General features: G+C 57.4%; 23 protein-coding genes. 7 read left to right on the forward strand and 16 right to left on the reverse strand.

Annotation, left to right across the window (positions count from 1 at the left end; all coding sequences use genetic code 11):
* Nucleotides 1–60: 60 nt before the first annotated feature.
* Nucleotides 61–795 (reverse strand): response regulator transcription factor, encoded by a 735-nt coding sequence (locus tag HU811_RS01270; RefSeq protein WP_076386511.1) that lies wholly within the window; start codon nt 793–795, stop codon nt 61–63.
* Between the two features lie 281 nt (nt 796–1076).
* On the opposite strand from HU811_RS01270, the gene HU811_RS01275 reads away from it, so the two are divergent.
* A complete protein-coding gene (locus HU811_RS01275; protein WP_186653386.1) occupies nt 1077–2594 on the forward strand; it encodes a sensor histidine kinase in 1518 nt (505 codons plus the stop codon).
* A 168-nt stretch (nt 2595–2762) separates the two neighbouring features.
* Here the strand turns inward: HU811_RS01275 and HU811_RS01280 are convergent, their stop codons facing one another.
* From HU811_RS01280 to glyQ, 4 genes are all read right to left on the reverse strand, one after another.
* Nucleotides 2763–3542 carry a lysophospholipid acyltransferase family protein gene (locus tag HU811_RS01280; RefSeq protein WP_092457895.1) on the reverse strand — a complete coding sequence of 260 codons (780 nt, stop codon included), beginning with the start codon at nt 3540–3542 and terminating at the stop codon, nt 2763–2765.
* Nucleotides 3543–3622: 80 nt separating this feature from the next.
* A complete protein-coding gene (gmhB, locus tag HU811_RS01285) occupies nt 3623–4162 on the reverse strand; it encodes a D-glycero-beta-D-manno-heptose 1,7-bisphosphate 7-phosphatase (RefSeq protein WP_186653483.1) in 540 nt (179 codons plus the stop codon).
* 4 nt (nt 4163–4166) lie between these two features.
* Nucleotides 4167–6221 carry a glycine--tRNA ligase subunit beta gene (gene glyS, locus HU811_RS01290; RefSeq protein ID WP_186653387.1) on the reverse strand — a complete coding sequence of 685 codons (2055 nt, stop codon included), beginning with the start codon at nt 6219–6221 and terminating at the stop codon, nt 4167–4169.
* Complete coding sequence (gene glyQ / locus HU811_RS01295) at nt 6218–7171, reverse strand: glycine--tRNA ligase subunit alpha (RefSeq protein ID WP_003177094.1); 954 nt, start codon at nt 7169–7171, stop codon at nt 6218–6220. Before glyQ ends, glyS begins: the two co-directional genes overlap by 4 nt.
* Before the next feature lie 81 nt (nt 7172–7252).
* On the opposite strand from glyQ, the gene tag reads away from it, so the two are divergent.
* The 3 genes from tag to HU811_RS01310 all read left to right on the forward strand — a co-directional run bounded on the left by tag (nt 7253) and on the right by HU811_RS01310 (nt 9532).
* Nucleotides 7253–7810, forward strand: coding sequence for a DNA-3-methyladenine glycosylase I (gene tag, locus HU811_RS01300; RefSeq protein ID WP_186653388.1), 558 nt, complete (start codon nt 7253–7255; stop codon nt 7808–7810).
* 42 nt (nt 7811–7852) lie between these two features.
* The gene (locus tag HU811_RS01305) at nt 7853–8740 is read left to right on the forward strand and encodes a lysophospholipid acyltransferase (protein ID WP_186653389.1); all 888 of its coding nucleotides are present in this window, start codon (nt 7853–7855) and stop codon (nt 8738–8740) included.
* A gap of 438 nt (nt 8741–9178) precedes the next feature.
* Entirely contained in the window at nt 9179–9532 is a 354-nt protein-coding gene (locus HU811_RS01310) for a VOC family protein (RefSeq protein WP_186653391.1), read from the forward strand.
* On the opposite strand, the gene HU811_RS01315 is transcribed toward HU811_RS01310, so the two are convergent.
* Together HU811_RS01315 and HU811_RS01320 are read right to left on the reverse strand one after the other, a co-directional pair.
* Nucleotides 9502–9819 carry a YciI family protein gene (locus tag HU811_RS01315; protein ID WP_186653392.1) on the reverse strand — a complete coding sequence of 106 codons (318 nt, stop codon included), beginning with the start codon at nt 9817–9819 and terminating at the stop codon, nt 9502–9504. The genes HU811_RS01310 and HU811_RS01315 overlap by 31 nt on opposite strands.
* A 36-nt stretch (nt 9820–9855) precedes the next feature.
* The gene (locus HU811_RS01320; RefSeq protein WP_202883604.1) at nt 9856–10425 is read right to left on the reverse strand and encodes a TetR/AcrR family transcriptional regulator; all 570 of its coding nucleotides are present in this window, start codon (nt 10423–10425) and stop codon (nt 9856–9858) included.
* A 293-nt stretch (nt 10426–10718) separates the two neighbouring features.
* On the opposite strand from HU811_RS01320, the gene HU811_RS01325 reads away from it, so the two are divergent.
* On the forward strand, nt 10719–11507 hold the full coding sequence (locus HU811_RS01325) for an SDR family NAD(P)-dependent oxidoreductase (RefSeq protein ID WP_186653398.1): 789 nt from the start codon (nt 10719–10721) through the stop codon (nt 11505–11507).
* 116 nt (nt 11508–11623) lie between these two features.
* Here HU811_RS01325 and HU811_RS01330 read toward each other — a convergent pair whose 3' ends face one another.
* The 4 genes from HU811_RS01330 to HU811_RS01345 all read right to left on the reverse strand — a co-directional run bounded on the left by HU811_RS01330 (nt 11624) and on the right by HU811_RS01345 (nt 14612).
* Entirely contained in the window at nt 11624–11992 is a 369-nt protein-coding gene (locus HU811_RS01330; protein WP_186653401.1) for a hypothetical protein, read from the reverse strand.
* A gap of 33 nt (nt 11993–12025) precedes the next feature.
* Nucleotides 12026–12445, reverse strand: coding sequence for an organic hydroperoxide resistance protein (locus tag HU811_RS01335; RefSeq protein WP_186653404.1), 420 nt, complete (start codon nt 12443–12445; stop codon nt 12026–12028).
* A 420-nt stretch (nt 12446–12865) separates the two neighbouring features.
* Complete coding sequence (locus tag HU811_RS01340) at nt 12866–13990, reverse strand: GGDEF domain-containing protein (protein WP_186653406.1); 1125 nt, start codon at nt 13988–13990, stop codon at nt 12866–12868.
* Nucleotides 13991–14237: 247 nt separating this feature from the next.
* Nucleotides 14238–14612, reverse strand: a complete 375-nt coding sequence (locus HU811_RS01345) for a lysozyme inhibitor LprI family protein (protein WP_080962942.1) — start codon at nt 14610–14612, stop codon at nt 14238–14240.
* A gap of 788 nt (nt 14613–15400) precedes the next feature.
* Between HU811_RS01345 and HU811_RS01350 the strand changes: the two genes are divergently transcribed.
* Nucleotides 15401–15949: a hypothetical protein gene (locus HU811_RS01350; protein WP_186653409.1), complete on the forward strand. Its 549-nt coding sequence runs from the start codon at nt 15401–15403 to the stop codon at nt 15947–15949.
* Between the two features lie 99 nt (nt 15950–16048).
* Here HU811_RS01350 and HU811_RS01355 read toward each other — a convergent pair whose 3' ends face one another.
* The 4 genes from HU811_RS01355 to HU811_RS01370 form a co-directional block, all read right to left on the reverse strand.
* A complete protein-coding gene (locus HU811_RS01355; protein ID WP_186653412.1) occupies nt 16049–16495 on the reverse strand; it encodes a hypothetical protein in 447 nt (148 codons plus the stop codon).
* A 165-nt stretch (nt 16496–16660) separates the two neighbouring features.
* Nucleotides 16661–17434 carry a MetQ/NlpA family ABC transporter substrate-binding protein gene (locus tag HU811_RS01360; RefSeq protein ID WP_186653415.1) on the reverse strand — a complete coding sequence of 258 codons (774 nt, stop codon included), beginning with the start codon at nt 17432–17434 and terminating at the stop codon, nt 16661–16663.
* Nucleotides 17435–17513: 79 nt separating this feature from the next.
* Nucleotides 17514–18188: a methionine ABC transporter permease gene (locus tag HU811_RS01365; RefSeq protein ID WP_092399663.1), complete on the reverse strand. Its 675-nt coding sequence runs from the start codon at nt 18186–18188 to the stop codon at nt 17514–17516.
* A complete protein-coding gene (locus HU811_RS01370; RefSeq protein ID WP_092399665.1) occupies nt 18188–19195 on the reverse strand; it encodes a methionine ABC transporter ATP-binding protein in 1008 nt (335 codons plus the stop codon). The genes HU811_RS01365 and HU811_RS01370 overlap by 1 nt, the downstream gene beginning before the upstream one ends.
* A 262-nt stretch (nt 19196–19457) precedes the next feature.
* Here HU811_RS01370 and katE point away from each other — a divergent pair, with 262 nt between their 5' ends.
* Nucleotides 19458–21596: a catalase HPII gene (gene katE, locus HU811_RS01375; protein ID WP_186653417.1), complete on the forward strand. Its 2139-nt coding sequence runs from the start codon at nt 19458–19460 to the stop codon at nt 21594–21596.
* A gap of 146 nt (nt 21597–21742) precedes the next feature.
* Here the strand turns inward: katE and HU811_RS01380 are convergent, their stop codons facing one another.
* Nucleotides 21743–22456 (reverse strand): PA5502 family lipoprotein, encoded by a 714-nt coding sequence (locus HU811_RS01380; RefSeq protein ID WP_186653419.1) that lies wholly within the window; start codon nt 22454–22456, stop codon nt 21743–21745.
* Between the last annotated feature and the right edge of the window lie 9 nt (nt 22457–22465).

The following is a 22465-nucleotide window of genomic DNA, read 5'->3' on the forward strand; positions in this document are numbered from 1 at the left end:
CCCTGCCCCAACGAAAAAGGCCAACGCATATGCGTTGGCCTTTTTTTTCGCTCGAGGGTCCTAACTCGCCACCGAAGCCTCACTCCCCGCCGCCACACTCTCCAACCGATACCCATACCCATAAATCGTCAGCAACTGCCAACCCCGATCCGCCGTCAGCCCAAGCTTGTTGCGCAGGCGGTAGATGTGGGTGTCGAGGGGGCGGGACGAGGTCATTTCCTCGTGGGTCCAGAAGCGTTCGTAGAAATACTCCCGAGACAGTGGGCGGCCCAGGTTGGCGAACAGGCAGCGGGCCAGACGGTACTCTCGTTCGGTGAGGCTGATGGGTATGCCGGCGCGGGTGACGGTGAGTTCGGCGTCGTCGAATTCCAGGTCGTTGAATACCAGCACGTCGCTGGCTGGAGCGCGCTGCAGGTTATGGCGCCGCAACACGGCGGTGACCCGGGCCTTGAGTTCGTTGGGCCTGAAGGGTTTGCTCACGTAGTCGTCGGCTCCGGCATTGAGGGCCTGGACCACATCGTGCTCGCCGTCGCGGCTGGTGAGCATGATGGCGGCCGGCGGCGAGTCCATGTGCTCGCGCGTCCAGCGCAGCAGCGACAACCCGCTGATGTCGGGCAATTGCCAGTCGAGGATCAACAGGTCGAAGGTTTCCCGGCGCAGTTGCCGCAACAGGTCTTCGCCGCGCTCAAAACTGTGCAAGGTCCAGGCTTGCTCGCCCCTGCCGGGGATCTGCTGCAGTGTCTGTTCCACCCGGCGCAGCTCGGCCGGTTCGTCATCCAGTATGGCGACACGCATGGGATGCGATTCCTTGATCTCGAGAGTAACGGACATCACCAGGGTGGCCATGCAATCTGAACAAATATTCCACTCGCCCGATGTAGCTTCGACGAACCGATAAGTTGTCGGGTTGCAGGTCCCCTGTCGCTGGCAGTGACAATACCGGCTCATGACGCGCAGGGAAAGGTAGCAGCGCGCCACCTATCGAGTCCGCTATAGTCTTTGGTCTTCAGCCTGCTGGTGCGACACGCGACCCCCATGAAAAAAATCCCCCGTTCCTATGTTCTGTCAGGGTGCTTATGAGCAACCAGCGTCGTCGTGAAAGCCGTGAACCGACCCAAGTCCAACGCATGTTTCGCCAATTGGTACGGGAATGGTTGTGGATAAGTCTTCTTCTGTTACCGCTCACCGCGTTGTTGTCGTTCAGTACCCAACCAACTCGCCACGGCCCAGGGGCGGCGTTGTTGTCGGTGTTTGTGGTCGCCGTCGTGCTGGGGTTGCTATTGCTGCGCCCTCGCCTGGCGCTATGGACGACAGTGGGGGGCATGAGTGTGGCCCTGCTGATCAGTGTTGTACTCGCAGCTGAAGGTTGGTGGTGGTCGCCCATGGCGAGCGTGCTGGGCATCGTGTTTGGTTATCTGATCTGGAATTGGCGACGCCTGAGCGTGGTGCTGGCCTACTTTGGCTGGGAGCTGGCGCGCCTGGATGCGGAACCCAAGGTGTTCCCCGAACGGCGTCGTGCCCCCTACACGGGCAGCGACCGCTTGCAGGGCCAGATCATGGCTCTGGAACAAGCCATGGGGCGAACTCGGGACACCCGCCGTTTTATTGCCGATGGCCTCGAATACCTGCCCGTGGCCACAATGATCAGCGATCCCCAAGGCAGAATATTGCTCGGTAACCGCAAAGCTCGTGATCTCTTCGGCCATGGCTTGGCGGGGGGTGATGTATTGGAACATCTCGCACAGCTAGGTTACCCAGGATTGGAACGTGGGCAGCCTCACCGGTTATCCACATTGCCACTGGTGGAGTTTCGCGACAGCCGGGAGCGCAGCCTGCGTCTGGAACGCGCACCGCTCTTGCCTGTTGATGGAGAGGCGCCGATTGGCTGGTTACTGAGCCTCATCGACCTGAGTGCAGAACGCGAAGCCGAGGAGCAGCGCAGCGTCATGTTGCGTTTTTTATCCCATGATTTGCGCGCGCCCCACTCAGCGATCCTGGCGCTGCTGGATGTGCAGCGGCATCAGACGGGGGCGAATAATCCGCTCTTCGATCAGATCGAGCGCCAGGTGCGTCGCGCCCTGGAATTGACCGACGGCTTCGTGCAACTGGCCAAGGCCGAATCCGAGGCTTACCAATTCCAGCCGACGCTGTTCGCCATGTTGGTGCTGGATGTACTTGACCAAGCGCTGCCGATTGCCCAGGTAAAACGCATCCAGTTGATTCATGAAATAGAGGATGAAGAGGCGATGGTGAGGGCGGATCAACCGTTGCTGACCCGTGCCCTGTTCAATCTGCTGGAAAATGCCATCAAGTACAGCACGCCCGACGCCTGCATTTCGCTGCAGGTTCATTGCACGTCGGGGTGGTTGATCTGCAACGTCGCCGACCAAGGCAAGGGCATCAGTGCCGAAGAACTGCCGGATCTGTTCAGTCAGTATCGTCGGTTTTCGTCGGCCCAAGGGGTCGATGGCATTGGCTTGGGGTTATCGATGGTCAAGGCCGTGGTTGACCATCACGAGGGGAAAATCGAATGCCATAGCGTGGTAGGTAAAGGTACAACGTTCAGCCTGCGATTTCCGTTGTTGGCAGAGTAAAAGATCGTCCGAACGCGGCCCGAGCCTTGGGACGATCTTTTGCTGCTATAAAAACTTATGCACCTGAAGGCGGGTTTTATGTGTTTATGAAATATGTATTAAAAACAAAGACATAAAACACAAAAGTAACGGATTACGAAAAAACGGTACACAGGTTATCCACAGATATCAAACAGCAGCTTGTTCCGTGGACACTTCCGCGACAGGGCCGGGAGGAAGCGAACCCATTTCCCGTTGTGTCTGTTCATTCCAGGCTTGTACGCGCTCATTAAGCTCGGCAATGGCGCGAGGCCCGCTACCTTCGGCATACATCGGTTGGCCGATCACCACGGTGATGACGCCCGGGGTCCGGAGCCAGCCACCCTTGGGCCAGAACTTACCGGCATTGTGTGCAATCGGCAGCACCGGCAGGTCAGCGTTTACCGCCAAAGCGCTACCACTGCGCGAAAATTTTCCGATGGTCCCGTAGGGAACACGCGTGCCCTCCGGAAAGATCAGCACCCAAACCTTGTCCTTGAGGAGCTCATCACCTTTTTTCGCCACCTGCTTGAGGGCAACCTTGGGATTGTCCCGGTCAATGGCGATTGGACGTAGCATTGCCATGGCCCAACCGAAGAACGGTACAAACAGCAGCTCACGTTTGAGCACTTGGCTCAGGGGCTCGAAGTAAGCCGACAGGAAGAACGTCTCCCAAGTGCTCTGATGGTTGGACTGGATCACGCACGGCCGGTCAGGCACATTTTCTGCGCCTTTTATTTCATACCGTATACCCAGAAAGACCTTGCTCAGCCACAGCGCGCAACGGCACCAGTACACATTGATAAAACGGTAGCGCGTCCTGAAGGACATGAAAGGCGCGACAAAAAAACTCAAGGAGCACCACAGCAAGGAACTGGTGCCCAGCAGCAGGTAAAAGAGGAAGGTTCTGATGGCCTGCAATATCGACATAGCGGCATTTACCGTTGCGGGCAATGCCCGCCTGTTGAAGCGCTTCCCGAACAGTCCTTGATCAGGATGTCTTGGGAGCTCTAATTGTGGATAAGTTCAGCGGCAATCGCCGCCAAGTCTTCAAAAATCAAGGTGCCCACCGGCAGGGTCTTGCCCAAAGTCTTCTCGCCTTTTCCGGTCTTTACTAAAACTGGCTGACAATCGACGGCCTTGGCCGCCTCCAGGTCACCGAGGCTGTCGCCGACGAACCACACACCCGCCAGCGCCATGTCGTAATGCGCGGCAATGGTTTTCAGCATGCCGGGCTTGGGCTTGCGGCAATCGCAACCTTCGTCCGGCCCGTGTGGGCAATAGACGATCAGCCCGACTTCCCCGCCCTGCTCAGCCACCAATTCGCGCAAGTGCTCATGCATGGCCTCAAGGACCGCCAGGTCGTAGTAACCGCGGGCAATGCCCGACTGGTTGGTGGCAACCGCCACCGTCCAGCCGGCCTTGCTCAACTGCGCAATGGCTTCGATCGAACCGGGGAGTGGCAACCACTCCTCCACCGATTTGATGTAAGCGTCGGAGTCGTGATTGATCACTCCGTCCCGATCGAGAATCAGCAGTTTCAACAGCAGCCCCTCAACCCAGCATGGAAATGTCGGCAATATTGAGGAACAGGCCCCGCAGGCGTGCCAGCAGTGCATAGCGGTTCTTGCGAACGTCTTCGTTGTCCGCATTCACCATCACGGCTTCAAAGAACGCATCGACAGGATCGCGCAGTGCTGCCAGGCGTGCCAGCGCTTCGGCATACTCGCGCTTTTCCATAAGCGGTTGCACGGACGTAGACGCCTGCTGGATAGCCGAGTTAAGAGAGAACTCCACGGCGTTATCAAAGTAACGCGCCTCAGGTACGCTGAAAATGGTTGGCTCGACCTTGCTCAACAGATTCGACACCCGCTTGTTCACCGCCGCCAGCGCTGCCGCTTCCGGCAATTGGCGGAAAGCCTGCACCGCTTGTACGCGCTGATCGAAGTCCAGGGCCGAACCTGGCTTCAGGGCACGCACCGACAGGTAGGTGGCCACATCGACGCCTTCGTCTTCATAACGCGCACGCAGGCGGTCGAAGATGAATTCCAGAACGGCATCGGCCAGGCCGGCAGATTTGACCTTGCTGCCGAACGCGTTGACGGCGAATGCCACGGCGTCGTTCAGGTCCAGGTCCAGTTGCTTGTCGATCAGGATCCGCAGCACGCCCAACGCCGCACGACGCAAGGCATATGGGTCTTTGCTGCCGGTGGGCAGCATGCCAATGCCGAAGATGCCCACCAGGGTGTCGAGCTTGTCGGCGATGGCCACGGCCGCACCGGTCAGGGTGGTCGGCAGTTCAGCACCGGCACCGCGCGGCATGTACTGCTCGTTCAGCGCCAGGGCTACGTCTTGCGGTTCGCCGTCATTGAGGGCGTAGTAGTAACCGGCGACGCCTTGCATCTCCGGGAACTCACCGACCATTTCGGTGGACAGGTCGCACTTGGACAGGATGCCGGCCCGCGCCGCGCGCTGGGCGTCGCCGCCGATGCGTGGAGCGATGAAGGCGGCCAGTTTCGACACGCGCTCGGCCTTGTCGTAGACGCTGCCGAGTTTTTCCTGGAACACCACGTTCTGCAGGCGTTCGTTGAAGCTTTCCAGGGGCTGTTTCTTGTCTTGCTTGAAGAAGAACTCGGCGTCGGTCAGGCGCGGGCGAACGACTTTCTCGTTACCGGCGATGATCTGCTGCGGGTCCTTGCTTTCGATGTTGGCCACCGTGATGAAGCGCGGCAGCAACTTGCCTTCGGCGTCGAGCAGGCAGAAGTACTTCTGGTTGTCCTGCATGGTGGTGATCAGCGCTTCCTGGGGCACTTCAAGGAAACGTTCCTCGAACGAGCACACCAGCGGCACTGGCCATTCCACCAGCGCGGTCACTTCGTCCAACAGGTTTGGCGGCACAATGGCGGTGCCTTCCTGCTGAGTGGCCAGCTCTTCGGTGCGCTTGCTGATCAGTTCGCGGCGCTCGTTGGCGTCGGCCAACACGTAGGCCGCACGCAGGTCGGCCAGGTAATTGGCCGGCGAGGTGATGCGCACGCTCTGCGGATGATGGAAGCGATGGCCGCGGGAATCGCGACCGGCCTTCTGCGCCAGAATCGTGCAATCGATGACCTGGTCACCGAGCAGCATCACCAGCCATTGGGTCGGACGCACGAACTCTTCCTTGCGCGCGGCCCAGCGCATGCGCTTAGGGATCGGCAAGTCATTGAGGGAGTCTTCGACGATGGTCGGCAACAGGCTGGCGGTCGGCTTGCCCTTGATGCTCTGGCTGTAGCGCAGCTTCGGCCCGCTCTGGTCGATTTCGCTCAGGTCCACGCCACACTTCTTGGCGAAGCCCAGCGCGGCCTGGGTCGGGTTGCCATCGGCATCGAACGCGGCCTGGCGTGGCGGGCCGTCGAGGTTGATGCTGCGGTCCGGCTGCTGGGTCGCCAGGGCGGTGATCAGCACGGCCAAACGACGCGGCGCAGCGTAGACCTGCTTGGCTTCGAAGTTCAGGCCAGCGGCTTGCAGGCCTTTCTCGATACCGGCCAGGAACGCATCGGCCAGGGTGTTCAGGGCTTTGGGTGGCAGTTCTTCGGTGCCCAGTTCAACCAGAAAATCTTGAGCACTCATTGTGCAGCCTCCAGCTTAGCCAACACTTCATCACGCAAATCCGGGGTCGCCATCGGGAAGCCCAGCTTGGCACGGGCCAGCAGGTAGGCTTGCGCAACGGAACGCGCCAGGGTGCGTACACGCAGGATGTATTGCTGGCGCGCGGTCACGGAAATCGCCCGGCGTGCGTCCAGCAGGTTGAAGGTATGAGACGCCTTCAACACCATTTCGTAGCTCGGCAACGGCAGCGGCTGGTCCAGTTCGATCAGGCGCTTGGCTTCGCTTTCATAGAAATCGAACAGTTCGAACAGCTTCTCGACGTTGGCGTGTTCGAAGTTGTAGGTCGATTGCTCCACTTCGTTCTGGTGGAACACGTCGCCGTAGGTCACTTTACCGAACGGGCCGTCGGCCCATACCAGGTCGTAGACCGAGTCCACACCTTGCAGGTACATGGCCAGGCGTTCCAGGCCGTAGGTGATTTCGCCGGTCACCGGGTAGCACTCGATGCCGCCGGCCTGCTGGAAGTAAGTGAACTGAGTCACTTCCATGCCGTTGAGCCAGACTTCCCAGCCCAGGCCCCAGGCGCCCAGGGTTGGCGATTCCCAGTTGTCTTCAACGAAACGAATGTCGTGCACCAGCGGGTCGAGGCCCACGTGCTTGAGCGAGCCCAGGTACAGTTCCTGGAAGTTTTCCGGGTTCGGTTTCAGGACCACCTGGAACTGGTAGTAGTGCTGCAGACGGTTCGGGTTTTCGCCATAGCGGCCGTCAGTCGGGCGGCGGCTGGGCTGCACATAAGCGGCGTTCCAGGTTTCCGGGCCGATGGCACGCAGAAACGTGGCAGTGTGGAAAGTGCCGGCGCCTACTTCCATATCGTAGGGCTGAAGTACCACGCAACCTTGCTCGGCCCAGTATTGCTGGAGGGCGAGGATCAAGTCTTGGAAGGTACGCACGGCTGGCGTAGGCTGGCTCACGAAATTCACCTGTTTCTTGGGCTGCGATTTAAAGAGCGGGAGTATACCCGATTCGTTCGTGCGCACGCCCCCTGGAGCCTTATGCCACGCTGCTTTTGGTGTTCTGACGATCCGTTGTACATGGCTTATCACGATCAGGAGTGGGGCACGCCGCTGCGCGATGCGCAGGGTTTGTTCGAGTTGCTTTTGCTCGAAGGGTTCCAGGCCGGGCTGTCCTGGATCACCGTTTTGCGCAAACGCGAGCGCTATCGGCAAGTGCTGTTCGGCTTTGACGTACAGCGGGTGGCGCAGATGAGCGATGCCGAGATCGACGACCTGATGCTCGACCCCGGCATCATCCGCAACCGCCTCAAGCTCAATGCGGCCCGGCGCAATGCCCAAGCCTGGCTGGCCCTGGAGGATCCGGTGGCGTTCCTCTGGTCGTTCGTGGACGACAAGCCGGTCATCAACCACTTCAAGGACCGCTCCGAAGTGCCGGCCATCACGCCCCAGGCCATTGCCATGAGCAAGGGCCTGAAAAAAGCCGGGTTCACCTTCGTCGGGCCGACCATTTGTTACGCCTTGATGCAGGCCTCGGGCATGGTCATGGACCACACCCAGGACTGCGACCGTTACGCCGAGCTGGCAAACGGTGGTTAGAATAGCCGCCTCGCAACACGCCCATGAATTCAGGAGTGACCTGTGGATAAGTTGAAAGGCGCCTTGCTGGTCGGCGCTCTGCGGTTGTTTGCGCTACTGCCCTGGCGCGCGGTGCAGGCATCGGGTTCGGCCATTGGCTGGCTCATGTGGAAGCTGCCCAACCGCTCCCGCGACGTGGTACAGATCAACCTCGCCAAATGCTTTCCCGAGATGGACCCGGCGGAGCGCGAACGCCTGGTGGGCCAGAGCCTCAAGGACATCGGCAAATCCCTGACCGAAAGCGCCTGCGCCTGGATCTGGCCGGCCCAGCGCTCTCTTGAACTGGTGCGCGAAGTCGAAGGCCTGGAGGTCCTGAAAGACGCACTGGCCTCCGGCAAAGGCGTGGTCGGCATCACCAGCCACCTGGGCAACTGGGAAGTGCTCAACCACTTCTATTGCAGCCAGTGCAAACCAATCATTTTCTACCGCCCGCCCAAGCTCAAGGCGGTGGATGAATTGCTGCAAAAGCAGCGGGTACAGTTGGGCAACAAAGTTGCGGCCTCCACCAAAGAAGGCATCCTCAGCGTCATCAAAGAGGTCCGCAAGGGCGGCCAGGTGGGCATCCCCGCCGACCCGGAGCCGTCCGAATCGGCCGGCATCTTCGTGCCCTTCTTCGCCACCCAGGCCCTGACCAGCAAGTTCGTACCGAACATGCTCGCCGGCGGCAAAGCCGTCGGCGTCTTCCTCCACGCCCTGCGCCTGCCGGACGGCTCCGGCTACAAAGTCATCCTTGAAGCGGCGCCAGACGCCATGTACAGCACCGACACCGAAACCGCCTGCGCCGCCATGAGCCAAGTGGTAGAGCGTTACGTGCGTGCCTACCCGAGCCAGTACATGTGGAGCATGAAACGCTTCAAGAAACGCCCGCCGGGCGAGGCGCGGTGGTATTAAAGGCTTGTTGCTTCATATGAGCGACACAGGATTTGTGGTGAATGCAGGACTGGGACCCCAAAAACCCAGGTGGGAGCCGAGCTTGCTCGCGATGACGGCAGCACATGCAACATCAATGCAAGCAGACCCACCGCTATCGCGAGCAAGCTCAGCTCCCACAGGGATTTGTGATGGATGCGATGTTTGTGAACAACCCGGAAAAACTGTGGGAGCGAGCCTGCTCACGATTGCGCCCTGACGGCGGCCGCTGAATCAACCGCCTCCCCCTCCTGTGGCGAGGGGATTTATCCCCGCTGGGCTGCGCAGCAGCCCCAACCAAGGGTTCGTTCTATCTAACGGACTGTCACCGCAACCGTCGTTGAAGACGCGATAAATTTTGGAGTGTTGAGAGCCGAATGCCCTAAGCTTGCCTCTTCCCAATCAGCCAAGGACGCGTCAATGGGCATTCGAGGTAATGACCGCCAGATCGATAACATCGAGTTCAATGTCAGCGACATCGCCCGAAGCAAAGCCTTCTATGCAAGCGCATTCGGCTGGAGTTTCGTCGACTACGGCCCGACCTACACCGAATTCAGCGACGGTCGCCTGACCGGTGGTTTCACGACCGGTGAACTTGTACGCCCGGGTGGCCCGTTGATCATCCTGTACGCCGATGACCTTGAGCGTACCCAACTCAGGCTCGAAGCCGCAGGGGCGATCATCAGTCGTGAAGTGTTCGCTTTCCCGGGTGGCCGACGTTTCCACTTTATCGATCCGGACGGCTATGAACTGGCGGTGTGGTCGGCTTCCTGATGGCTGAGCAAAAACGCCAAGCGAGGATCCACCTTAGATGGTGTTACCGCCACGATCTCGGCGTGCACGACATCTTCCGCCACGAAGGGGTCGCTGCCGATCCGATCCTCAAGCTGGGCTAGCGTGACCCCACTAGCCAGAATCATCCCTCCGGCCTGTGGCTGGATGCTACCGGCCAAGAGGAAAACACCCTCATCGAATCCGCGCTGCAGCCAATCTTTATGCGCTTGCATCAACCGGCCTGCCTGATCACGTCCAGCTGAAAATCTTAGAAAAACGACGTACATGGTTGTCCTTCCTGAAAATCATTGTGGTGGTTTGATCTAAACCCTTACTTCATCAGCGACGCCATCAAGCCATGCACACATGCGTTCGGCCTCGCGTTGAATGAAGCGCTCGTCTTGAAATGCCTGGGCAAGCAAGGCAATGCCCTGACTGAACGCCAATACATGCATCGCTAGCGAATCCGCGTCCGTTTCATGCCCCAGCAGAACAAACTGTTGGCATAGCCAAGTGCGGAATAAGGCAAAGAGCTGGTTGGATTGTGGCTGCGCGGGGTGGCCAATCTTGGCCAGCTCGCTGCATAACGTGCCGACCGGGCAGCCATGGCGGATGATCTGCGCTCGATTCGTGACCACGATGAGGATGAAAGATTTGATGCGCTCGGAGGGGGAATGACTTTGGGTCTCCCATGTCTCCAGCATCCCTGAAGTGTTCATCATCCGTTTCCCGATGACGGCATCCAGAATCTCGTCCTTGCTCTTGAAGTGGTAGTAAAAGTTGCCACGGGAAATGCCCACGGCATCGGCAATGTCCGAGAAAGAGGTCAGTTCATAACCCCTTTCATAAAACAGCCTGTCCGCCTCCGCGACAATGCGTTCGCGGGTAGTCATGTCAGCCATCCAGATGCGCTCAATTACTTTAGCGGGTGATTAGGACAATTGACCTAATCGTTGGATCTGATCGTAGGACGCTTATCCTAATCGGTCAAGAGAAGGCAATTTACCGGTGAGTGACATCGTGCAAAAAACGCATGAACAGGCGCAAAGCCTCAATCGTGTCCATGATTAAAGGCTTGCGATATCGATGACGCTGGGATGGAAAAGTCATGCCTGAATCCGTCGGATGACCGTCCAGCCAGGCATATCGCACAGTCCCTCTGGTTCATTAATCAAGGAGTCCCCTCATGAAAATCGACTTCACCGGACGCCACGTCTTAGTCACCGGCTCCACCAGCGGTATCGGCTTTGCCACAGCCAAAGGTTTCCTGGAAGCCGGCGCCCACGTGCTCATCAATGGTCGCAGCGAGAGTAGCGTGGAGGACGCGTTGCAGCGGTTGGGCGACCTTGCTTCAAATGCCGCTGGCTTTGTGGGTGACCTTAGTCATGAGGCTGGCTGCCAGGCACTGATCGCCAAACACCCAAGCTTCGATATCGTCATCAACAACCTGGGCATTTTCAAACAGGAAGATTTTTTCGAAACACCGGACAGCGAATGGCAACGTTTCTTCGAAACCAACGTGATGTCGGGCGTGCGTGTTTCCAGGGCGTACGCGCCGGGCATGGTCGAGCGCGGTTGGGGGCGGATTGTGTTTGTCTCGTCGGAATCTGGCCTGAATATTCCTGCCGACATGATCCATTACGGGTTCACCAAGACCGCCCAGCTTTCCATTGCTCGCGGCTTGGCCAAGCGCCTTGCCGGCACGGGCGTTACGGTGAATTCGGTGCTGCCTGGGCCGACGCTTTCCGAAGGGGTTGCCCAGATGCTCAAGGCAGACGTCGAGCGCACGGGGGAAAGCCTGGAAAAAGTCGCGGCGGATTTCGTCAATGAGCACCGTAGCACCTCGATCATCCAGCGCGCGGCGCGTGTCGAGGAGGTTGCCAACATGATCATTTATGCCAGCTCGGAGCAGGCCTCGGCCACCACCGGAGCGGCGCTGCGTGTTGATGGGGGGGTGGTGGATAGCATCGTTTAGGATCCCATGACACATTGCAAAAAAACGCCGCTTACTCATGAGAGATAAGCGGCGTTTTTTGTTTTGGCAGCAACATGGGTTGATTCAACCGATTTTCGGAGCGGTGAAGGGATTGTTCAGCCCACTCTGTTTTCCATCAGGCGATCCGAGCCGCCTTCGGCTACACGTTTTCCGATCAGTCGATCCGAGCCGCCTTCGGCTACACGTTTTTCGATCAGGCGATCCGAGCCACCTTCAGCAACACGTTTTTCGATCAGTCGATCCGAGCCGCCTTCGGCCACACGGTTCTCGATCAGTCGATCCGAGCCGCCTTCGGCTACACGTTTTCCGATCAGTCGATCCGAGCCGCCTTCGGCTACACGTTTTTCGATCAGCCGGTCCGAGCCACCCTCAGCGACCGTAGGTTGAACAAAAGAAGTTGCGAATGCATTGCCGAGCGCCAGTGCGAGAAGCGAGCCAACGAGCGTTTTGCTGAAAGTGTTCATGTCTTGATCCTTTTTATTCGTAGATGAAGTGAGTTAGACGGTGACGTGCAAACGGACGTCGACGTTGCCGCGTGTGGCGTTGGAGTACGGGCAAACCTGGTGAGCCGCGTCGACCATCGCTTGAGCATCGGTTTGATCCAGACCTGGCAGGCTGATGTGCAGGTCGATGTCCAGACCGAAACCGCCAGGGATCTGGCCGATGCCGACGTGTGCCGTGATCGAGGCGTCGGCAGGAATGCTGCGTTTGCTCTGGCTGGCGACAAACTTCAGTGCGCCGATGAAGCAAGCCGAGTAGCCGGCGGCGAACAACTGCTCAGGGTTGGTGGCTTCACCACCGGCGCCGCCCAGGGCTTTTGGTGTGGCCAGTTTCACGTCGAGAATCTTGTCGCTGGAAACAGCACGGCCATCACGGCCACCGGTGGAGGTTGCGACTGCGGTGTAGAGAACGTTCATGGTGTTTCCTCTCTTGCTGTTAGGTTTGATCGACTTTGATTTGCGCTAAATGTTTGTGCGCTAACCAGTTGAGATAAAATTAACGGACAAATAGTTAGCGCGCAAGATAAATTTTTAAGAATTTATCAGTTTTGATTTAACTATTTGATCTTAAAAGATATTTATTTTTCAGGGGGCGCAGTGTCGCCAGCTTGTGTGGGTCCGAGGTGAACCAAGGGGAAGGAGGAGCTAGGGGGTATCAGCTGGGCCAGCCCAATTGCAGGCCTTCGGAGAGAGGGGGTCAAAGCACATGATGGTCTTCTGGATCGTTCCTACGCGCTGCGTGGGAATGCCGCCATGGACGCTCCGCGTCCCGCTTCTGGAAGGTGACGCAGAGCGTGGACACGATCAATTCCGACTGATGAGGCAAAGCCAACCCGACTAAGCCACAGCCACTCGGTTGCGCCCCAGCGCCTTCGCCCGATACAGGGCCTTATCCGCATCGTTCATCAAGCTGTGAAGATCCTTATTACAGGCCTCCGTAGACGCGACGCCAAGGCTGGCGGATATGCAGTGAACAGGTTCGATCATCAAACCTGCAATCGTATCAATGAGCTGTTCTGCAATCTGGGTAGCGACTTCGATGGAAGTGTCCGGAAGCAGAATGGCGAACTCTTCCCCACCCAGCCGGCCGTGAATGTCCGTCGCCCGAAACGACGAACTGATGACCGCCCCCATCTTGCGCAAAACCTGATCCCCGACCTGATGGCCGTAGGTGTCGTTGATGTGCTTGAAGTGATCCATGTCCAACATGACCGCGCACAACCCCAACCGGTTGGTCTTACATTCGTCATAAAGCTGCTGGGCATGCTCGAAAAAGGCCCGCCGACTCTTCAGGCCCGTCAGTTCATCGGTTTGGGCGGCACGGGTTGAAATGCTGTTCGCCTGTTCCATTTCGCGGGTGAGTCGAAAAGCGGTTTCCAGTGCCTGGGACATTTTGCTGGTAGCGCGGGCAGCAAATGCGGTGAACACCATGATTGACAGTGCCATGCCGACTTGAATCGGGGACGGTTGAAACAGCAGCCAGGCGGTGCACGGCAATAGGACCAGGCCTATGGAGACCAGGGTCATGTCGCGGTAAGCGGAGTAGCAAGACACCGCACTGACGGACATCCCGACAGTAAAGAGCATGACCAATGCCTGCGACAAGAGATCGTCTGCCGGCATGACAACGAATGCGCCGCCTCCCCAAATGCTGGCGGACAACACGAGCGTGATCCAGTATTTGCGCTCCCAGCGTTCAGGCGTACGCTCACTTTCGTCGCTGCGAACATAGGCAATAAACAGCGAGATGCGCAACAACGTCGATCCGGTCAATATGGCCAGCCACCAAAAGATGACGTTGTGTTCAAAACGATCCCAGCACAGCCAACTCAGCATGATGGCAGCGAGGTAGCTACCAAAAACCGCAGACACGGATTGGCGAAACAGTTGCTGCAATCGGTCAGTTCGCACCTGCTCGGCTATGAAAAGCGCCTGGTCATTCCGAGATCTTGGGCCATGCATGTGATCCACCTGATCGTGACGCAACTGAAAAAGAACGATTGTGGCACCCTGCCACCAACGCAAACAACTGAATTACACCCACGGCCCCGATTGAACCAAAACCCCGTGTCGAGGGAGCGTGCTCGCGCTGGGCTGCGAAGCATCCCCTTCGCGATAGCGGGTGAACCCGCCAAAGAAAAACCCGACGCGTTACGTCGGGTTTTTCGTGGGATACGACTGCAAGCCCAACGCGCTCATTGTTTACGGGTTACTCGACTTGCGACAGCTTGGCGTCGTCGCAACCGGCAGCACGGCACTCGCGCTCGACAGCTTTGAGTATGACGATACGCGCCTCGGTCTTCTCATTGGCACAGTCCAGGTAGAGCAGGCCATCGTTGGAACAGGCGTTGTCACGAATCTTGATCCACTGGATTTGAGCGGCTTTCACTTTTTTCTTTTGCTCCGGGTTCAGAGCGCTCATCGTCTTCTTGTATTGCTCGTTGATTTCCTGATCCGACTGAACCATTTTCAGCGACGCGCAATAGGTCCTGTCATAGGCGTTTCTAGGGTTATCGCAACTCATCGCAGATGCCGATGCTGATGCCATTGCCAGCAATGTCCCAACCAACAAAGACTTGATCACTCACTTCACTCCCTGAATGCCCTCTATCCATTAGAGGTCGCGGTGAGGAATTTATCATGAGGGTTGTAGAACAATGAAGCGGATCCTATGGTTCATTCGGCCCGAACAAGGGTCACATGCTGATAGGGGTTCGGGAGCAAGTGATCGCTGAAAAAGGCTGCGTCGTCGTTCCCCACCTTTTTCGGACCGAAAGACAAGCAACCATCACGTATCGAGCGAGCGGGCATCTCCAAGCCGGTCAAATATTCGTGGCGAGGGAGCTTGCTCCCGCTGGGCTGCAAAGCAGCCCCACCCACCCCGAAAAATTCTTACAGACAAAACCGTATCACCCACTTCACCCCCCAATTGCAAACCCGTCTAGCCCCTTAGTCCCCGGTCTACTAACCTGCGTACAGCTGCCACCCCTTTTTCAGCTGAGTGTCGCGCCTTTTTCACCTTCGCATGAAGGAGCGTTAACCTACGAGGAGGGGCGATTGTGAGAAGCTATTTTCGGCCAAAAAAGAGCGTTTCCGCTTCGGGCCGGCAACCAGCGTACTGTAACTTTCCTAAAGTTGCCGAGGCTCAGCCCGCGCCAGCCACGCAGCCTCGACAATCTCAGGACTGTTTGCTTCTTCTAAGATCCGTAGAGCATTATTTAATGCCGAGGATGCTTTTGACTACTAAATTCGAAGACCATCATGTTTGCAGGGTCCTTGTCCAAATCAAGTAAGCTCCGACAGGGACTACCCTCAAAATAAAGTAAGCCGGAGTCGCGATGGTTTGCGTTGTTAAACTTATTGAATTTTTTGGTGTTTCGGACTAAAGCTAAACGCAAAGCAGCCGATATTCTGCGTGAGTTATTTGGTTGCGTAAAGATCGATAAATTACATAGGGAGTACAAAATGTCGTGGGGTTCAGTCAATGCGTTTCATGTATATGCAACTGTTGGTGTGGGTGTCTGCTCCGTATCCTTAATGTTTCTTATACGTGATCCAAAAACGCCAAAGTGGTTAGATGTTGCAGTTGCAATTACCTTACTGCTGTTGGCGGCACTTTTTTTAGGCTTGGTACAGTCTATTTTTAATGTGTTACCAGAGGACACTATTAGTGATAGAGATTTAAAAAGTGAGTATCAAGTAGCACTTTATGTTATTCCATTCTTCACGGCTGGTCTTGCGACTAATCTTTTATCAAATATTATTTTGAATCAGCGCGACTACACAGATACGATGAGCTTCTATGAGGCTGCCCGAAGGGCAACTTGGTTTATCTGGATTGCTTTTCTCACTTCGACCTTCGTGGGGCTACTTCTGTATGTGGGGTACAAACAAATAGAAAAATGGTCTATAAACCGATAATTGAATAATTTGGAAAAATGTTGCCCTGTCCGATTTCTGATTAGCAATGAAAATGGAGCAGGTAGATTATGGTGGGGAAAATTGTATTTATATTTTGCCTCATTTCGAACGGCAATAAACGATGTCGCAAGGACCGCATATGAGAAGCTCAAAAAAAGTAGCGTTGCTTTCAATTGCTTTATCTTCTTTTGCGTTAATTTTGGTCTGTTTTAAATCATTTCCTCCCTCAAGTGTAACCGCAGCTTGGCTAAATCTCGGAGCAGGCTTATTGGCTATACTTGCTATTATGTGTGTCGGTAGTGAGTATTTTTCACCTCCAAAGCCAGGAGATAATATACGAGCGCCGGATAAATTCACCAGAGTAACGGCTGGACTAACGGGTCTTACATCAGGTGTATTTTGGGTTGCAAGTGCCTGGTATGGAATTTTTCCACCATCCGCGTAACTATGCGCGACCGGCGCAACAATCGAAAGATTTAATTGAGCGGGCAAATCGCACGCATCTGGCCGTTTTTGGCTGTTAAGACAGACTGGCTGATAAGCCACATTGGTCTTACCACCCAGGCTGTGATAGAAGATAAATCAAAGAAGCTTGATCTACTCATCTCACTGAGTGGAAGTAAACTTTCTGCCCACCATCCCATCGACATTCCAAACCAAAAAACGGGACTGCATTCCCACGCAGCCCCGTTTTTTCATCACCCGATCAGCTCAAAACGCCGGCAAAACCGCGCCTTTGTACTTCTCAAGAATAAAAGCCTTCACTTCCGGCGTATGCAGCGCCGCCGCCAGTTTCTTCATGGCTTCGCTGTCCTTGTCATCCTCACGGGCAACCAGAATATTCACATACGGCGAGTCGCTACCTTCAATCACCAACGCATCCTTGGACGGATCAAGCTTGGCCTCCAACGCATAGTTGGTATTGATCAACGCCAGATCCACCTGGGTCAGCACCCGCGGAATGGTCGCGGCTTCCAGCTCACGGAATTTCAGATCCTTCGGATTCTCAACAATATCTTTAGTAGTCGACAGGATGTTGTTGGAATCCTTCAGCGTGATCACCCCGTGCTTCGCCAGCAGCAACAGCGCACGGCCGCCGTTGGTGGCGTCGTTAGGGATGACCACGTTGGCACCGCCTGGAACTTCTGCCAGTGTCTTGAACTTGCTGGAGTACGCGCCCAGAGGTTCCAGGTGCACGCCGGTCACGCTGACCAGATTCGTGCCCTTGGCCTTGTTGAACTCATCCAGGTACGGCTGGTGCTGGAAGAAGTTGGCGTCCAGGCGCTTTTCGGCGACTTGTACGTTCGGCTGGATGTAGTCGGTGAAGACTTTGACCTTGAGGTCCACGCCTTCTTTGGCCAGCGCCGGTTTGACGAATTCGAGGATTTCCGCGTGCGGCACCGGCGTCGCCGCGACGGTTAGGGTGTCGGCGGCGTGGGCGGAAAATGCTGCGGCGGCAGCGAAGGCAACCAGTAATTTTTTCATTCAGCTAACTCCTTTTTAGGCGCCCGCTCTCGGCGCCTGCCAGCGAATGGCCGGCTCATGGTTTATTGGCCGCGAGGCCTTATTTTCTAGAGAAATGCACAACCAGTTTGTCGCCCACGGTTTGCAGGACCTGGACCAGCACCAGCAGCAAGACCACCGTGACCACCATCACATCGGTCTGGAAACGCTGGTAACCGAAACGGATTGCCAGGTCACCCAAACCACCGGCACCGACCACACCGGCCATGGCCGTGTAGGACACTAGCGTAATCGCTGTCACCGTAATCGCGGCAAAAATGCCCGGGCGGGCTTCCGGCAGCAAGGCGTTGACGATGATCTGCCGGGTCGTCGCGCCCATGGCCTGGGTCGCTTCGATGATGCCGCGATCGACTTCGCGCAAGGCGGTTTCCACCAAGCGGGCGAAGAACGGTGTTGCGCCGACCACCAGTGGCGGAATCGCGCCGGCTACGCCCAGGGAGGTGCCGGTGATCAATACCGTAAACGGGATCATCACGATCAACAGGATGATGAACGGCAGCGAGCGCAGGATGTTGACGATCAGCGACAGCAGCGCATAAACGCCCCGGGCTTCGAGCAACTGGCGCGGGCTGCAGAGGAACAGCAGCACCCCCAGCGGCAGGCCGAGCAGCACGGTAAACAACAGCGAACCGAAGAGCATTAGGAAGGTGTCGCCAGTCGCCAGCCAGATTTCCAGCCAATCGATGTTGGCGAAGAATGAATTCAACAGTTCCATCAGCGCAGCACCTCCATGTGGACGTCGGCCGCGGTGAAGCGGGCGAACGCCGCCTCCATGTCACCGCCGGTGACGGCGAGGGTCAGTTGTCCGTAGGGGGTGTCTTTGATGCGGTCGATACGCCCCGCCAGAATGCTGTAGTCCACGCCGGTTTCCCGGGCGACGGTGCCGAGCAATGGCGCGTAGGTCGCTTCGCCCTGGAACGTCAGACGCACGATGCGCCCCGGTACGTGGGCGAAGTCGTCGCGCTGTTCGCTTTCGTCGATCTGCTCGTCTTCCTGGACGAAACGCTTGGTGGTCGGGTGTTTGGGATGCAAGAACACCTCGGCCACGGGCCCCTGCTCGACGATCACGCCGGCGTCCATCACCGCCACTTCATCGCAGACGCGACGGATCACGTCCATTTCATGGGTGATCAGCACGATGGTCAGCTTCAGCTCGCGGTTGATTTCCGCCAGCAGTTGCAACACCGATGCGGTGGTTTGCGGGTCCAGTGCGCTGGTGGCTTCGTCGCACAGCAGGATCTTGGGCTTGGTCGCCAGGGCGCGGGCGATGCCGACGCGCTGCTTCTGACCCCCGGACAACTGCGCCGGGTACTTTTTGGCGTGGTCGGACAAGCCCACCCGCGCCAGCAATTCGGCGACGCGCTGGTCGATTTCGCTGCGGGACAATTCGCCTGCCAGCGTCAGTGGCAGTGCCACGTTGTCGGCCACGGTCTTGGACGCCAGCAAATTGAAGTGCTGGAAAATCATCCCGACCTGCTGACGGAAACGCCGCAGGCCGCTGGCGTCCAGGGCGGTGACTTCCTCGCCGTCGACGATGATCTTGCCGCCGCTGGTGTCTTCCAGGCGATTGATCAGGCGCAGCAGGGTACTTTTTCCCGCACCGGAATGGCCAATCAGGCCGAAGACCTGACCGTTCTCAATCGTCAGACTGGTCGGGTGCAGGGCGGGGATATCCCTACCGGCAACCCGGTAGGTTTTAAAAACGTTTTGAAACTCGATCACGTAGCGAACCTTGTGGGGCGCGTTGGAAAAGGATCAGCGGTTAGCCGGGCGCGCATTTTAGCCTGTCCGTATAGAGGTTCTTAGCATTTATTTGCGATTGAATCAGCCATTTGGCAATAAGGCGATCAAAGGCCATAAAAAAGGAACACGGCCAAACGGCATCGGTCACTCATTAAGCCACTCGAAAATGCCCGGGTATGGAACCTGCGGTATCGAACTCAAGAGTCCTGGCCTCCGGGATCGCAAAGAGGAGTTATGCCTGATGAGTACCAAAAAGCCCACGGTCAACAAGAGCCAACTGGCCGGGACCGACACCCTGGATCGCGGCAACACCAACGCCAAGCTCGAGAGCCTGGAGCAATTTCGCTCCGACGCCACCGAACAGGCTTTGCGCACCAATCAGGGGGTGAAAATCGCCGATAACCAGAACACCCTGCGGGTCGGGGCCCGTGGCCCCTCGCTGCTGGAAGACTTCATCATGCGTGAGAAGATCACGCACTTTGACCATGAGCGCATCCCTGAGCGCATCGTCCACGCCCGCGGCACTGGGGCCCATGGTTACTTCCAATGCTATGAAGCGCATTCCGCGCTGACCAAGGCTGGTTTCCTACAGGATCCGAGTAAGAAAACCCCGGTGTTCGTGCGTTTTTCCACGGTGCAGGGCCCGCGGGGATCCGGCGACACCGTGCGAGATGTGCGTGGCTTTGCGGTGAAGTTCTTTACCGACGAAGGCAACTTCGACCTGGTGGGCAACAACATGCCGGTGTTTTTTATTCAGGATGCGGTGAAGTTTCCAGACTTCGTCCATGCGGTGAAACCCGAACCCCACAATGAAATTCCTACGGGCGGCTCGGCCCACGATACCTTTTGGGATTTTGTCTCGCTGGTGCCAGAGTCAGCCCATATGGTGATCTGGGCCATGTCTGACAGGGCCATTCCCAAGAGCCTGCGGTCCATGCAGGGTTTTGGCGTACACACCTTCCGCATGATCAACGCTGAGGGACGGAGCAGCTTCGTCAAATTTCACTGGCGCCCCACAGTTGGCACCTGTTCGCTGGTGTGGGACGAAGCGCAGAAGCTCGCCGGTAAAGATACTGACTACCATCGTCGCGATCTTTGGGAATCGATTGAGATGGGGGACTACCCGGAATGGGAATTCGGCGTACAAATTGTCGCTGAGGAAGACGAGCATAAGTTCGACTTCGACCTCCTAGACCCCACCAAAATCATTCCCGAAGAGCTCGTTCCCATCACGCCGCTGGGCAAGATGGTACTGAACCGTAATCCGGACAATTTTTTCGCCGAGGTCGAGCAAGTCGCGTTCTGCCCTGGGCATATTGTGCCGGGCATCGATTTCACCAACGATCCACTGCTGCAAGGCCGGCTGTTTTCCTACACCGATACGCAAATCAGCCGACTGGGTGGGCCGAATTTTCATGAGTTGCCGATCAACCGGGCGATTACCCCGGTGCACAACGGCCAGCGTGACGCCATGCACCGCACCACCATCGACAAGGGACGCGCTTCCTACGAGCCGAACTCTATCGATGGCGGCTGGCCGAAGGAAACCCCGCCAGGTCCTGCGGACGGCGGCTTCGAAAGTTATCCAGAGCGCATCGATGCCCACAAGATCCGTCAACGCAGCGAGTCGTTTGGCGATCACTTTTCCCAGGCGCGGCTGTTCTACAAGAGCATGAGCGCCCACGAGCAGGAGCACATCATCGCGGCCTACAGCTTCGAACTGGGCAAGGTGGAGCGGGAGTTTATTCGGGCGCGGCAGGTTAACGAGATCCTGGCCAACATCGACCTGGAACTGGCTGCGCGGGTGGCGAAAAACCTTGGGCTGCCAGCGCCAACCACCTGCACCGTGGATGTACCGAAACCTTCGCTGGAGCAATCCCCCGCCTTGAGTCAGGCGAACCTGCTGTCCGGGGACATCAAGACGCGCAAGGTGGCCGTTCTGGTGGCCAACGGCGTCGATGGGGCGATTATCGATGCGTTCAAGCAGGCCCTGGAAGCCGAGGGTGCTCACGCCAAAGTGCTGGGGCCAACCTCTGCCCCGGTCACTACCGCCGATGGGCAGACGCTGCCGGTGGATGCGTCCATGGAAGGCATGCCGTCCATAGCCTTTGACGCAGTATTCGTGCCGGGTGGCGCGGAATCGATCAAGGCGTTGAGCGCTGACGGCGTGGCGTTGCATTACGTGCTGGAGGCCTACAAGCACCTGAAGGCCATCGCCCTCAATGGCGAAGCGCGGCAACTGCTGGTGTTGTTGAAGCTGGACGCGGACGCGGGGCTGATTCCTGACGCGGATGCTGGCAAGTTCCAGACGTTCTTCGACGCGATTGCCCAGCATCGGGTGTGGGCGCGGGAGCCTAAGGCCAAGGCGATTCCGGCTTGAGGGTAGTCTGAAAGAGTTTTGTTGCTGATAGGACGCTATCGCGGGCAAGCCTTGCTCCCACAGGTATTGATCTCCTGTGGAGACAAGCCTTGCTCCCACAGGTTAATTCGATCTCCTGTGGGAGCAAGGCTTGCCCGCGATGCTTTTCAAGGCCTGCGTGGAGTCAGCACCATTTGCGCCGGCACGCTGCGCAAAATCTGCTTTTGCACTTTCAGATCAAACCCGGGATCAAGCTTCTTGACCCGCTTGGTCAGCAGCGTAGCCAGCCAAGGATAATCGTCAGTGCGCGGCGCCTGGATGCTGACGTCACATTGAAAATTCACCACGTCGGCGGCAATGGCATCCAGTTGTCGACGCATTTTCTGGATATCGCCGATATTCAGCGCAACTGTCGTGCTCTCAGCACTCGGGTCGATCACTTTGGCAACCGGTTTGGCTTCGGCGGCCTTGAGGGCGGCCTCGGCTTTTTCCAGCTCGGCCTTGCGGGCTTCGGCAATTTCGCTGTTGACCTCACCGGTGAGCGCAGGCGCTTTGGGCATCAAGGCGCGGGCACGGCTCAGTGCGGTGGCGGCGGCGTTGACGTCGCCTTTTTGCAGATCGATCTGGCTGCGGCGCAAATACGCCTCGGCCAGGCGCCGCTGATAGGGTTCCAGCGTCGGATCCTCGGGCGTCTGGGCTTGCAGTGCGGCCAGTTGATCTTCAGCGGTGGCCAGCTCATTGCCGGCCAGACTCTGTTCAAACTGCGCGATGGCCGGGCCTCGGGTATCGGGGGCTTCGGCGACCGGTGGCGAACTCTGGCAGGCGCCCAGCAGCAGGGAAAATGCGACAAGGAGCAGATAACGGGAGGCGAACGGCTTCATTCCTGCGAC

The sequence above is a fragment of the Pseudomonas tehranensis genome, from assembly GCF_014268615.1.
Taxonomy (GTDB): domain Bacteria; phylum Pseudomonadota; class Gammaproteobacteria; order Pseudomonadales; family Pseudomonadaceae; genus Aquipseudomonas; species Aquipseudomonas tehranensis.

Excerpts from the sequence above, each read along its gene's own strand:
- HU811_RS01340 (WP_186653406.1), bottom strand. The coding sequence starts at position 13,990 with ATGCATGGCCCAAGATCTCGGAATGACCAGGCGCTTTTCATAGCCGAG.
- HU811_RS01380 (WP_186653419.1), bottom strand. The coding sequence starts at position 22,456 with ATGAAGCCGTTCGCCTCCCGTTATCTGCTCCTTGTCGCATTTTCCCTG.
- tag (WP_186653388.1), top strand. The coding sequence starts at position 7,253 with ATGCCACGCTGCTTTTGGTGTTCTGACGATCCGTTGTACATGGCTTAT.
- HU811_RS01280 (WP_092457895.1), bottom strand. The coding sequence starts at position 3,542 with ATGTCGATATTGCAGGCCATCAGAACCTTCCTCTTTTACCTGCTGCTG.
- HU811_RS01315 (WP_186653392.1), bottom strand. The coding sequence starts at position 9,819 with ATGTACGTCGTTTTTCTAAGATTTTCAGCTGGACGTGATCAGGCAGGC.
- HU811_RS01270 (WP_076386511.1), bottom strand. The coding sequence starts at position 795 with ATGCGTGTCGCCATACTGGATGACGAACCGGCCGAGCTGCGCCGGGTG.
- HU811_RS01360 (WP_186653415.1), bottom strand. The coding sequence starts at position 17,434 with ATGAAAAAATTACTGGTTGCCTTCGCTGCCGCCGCAGCATTTTCCGCC.
- HU811_RS01335 (WP_186653404.1), bottom strand. The coding sequence starts at position 12,445 with ATGAACGTTCTCTACACCGCAGTCGCAACCTCCACCGGTGGCCGTGAT.
- HU811_RS01275 (WP_186653386.1), top strand. The coding sequence starts at position 1,077 with ATGAGCAACCAGCGTCGTCGTGAAAGCCGTGAACCGACCCAAGTCCAA.
- HU811_RS01365 (WP_092399663.1), bottom strand. The coding sequence starts at position 18,188 with ATGGAACTGTTGAATTCATTCTTCGCCAACATCGATTGGCTGGAAATC.
- HU811_RS01310 (WP_186653391.1), top strand. The coding sequence starts at position 9,179 with ATGGGCATTCGAGGTAATGACCGCCAGATCGATAACATCGAGTTCAAT.
- HU811_RS01330 (WP_186653401.1), bottom strand. The coding sequence starts at position 11,992 with ATGAACACTTTCAGCAAAACGCTCGTTGGCTCGCTTCTCGCACTGGCG.
- katE (WP_186653417.1), top strand. The coding sequence starts at position 19,458 with ATGAGTACCAAAAAGCCCACGGTCAACAAGAGCCAACTGGCCGGGACC.
- glyS (WP_186653387.1), bottom strand. The coding sequence starts at position 6,221 with ATGAGTGCTCAAGATTTTCTGGTTGAACTGGGCACCGAAGAACTGCCA.
- HU811_RS01325 (WP_186653398.1), top strand. The coding sequence starts at position 10,719 with ATGAAAATCGACTTCACCGGACGCCACGTCTTAGTCACCGGCTCCACC.
- HU811_RS01320 (WP_202883604.1), bottom strand. The coding sequence starts at position 10,425 with ATGACTACCCGCGAACGCATTGTCGCGGAGGCGGACAGGCTGTTTTAT.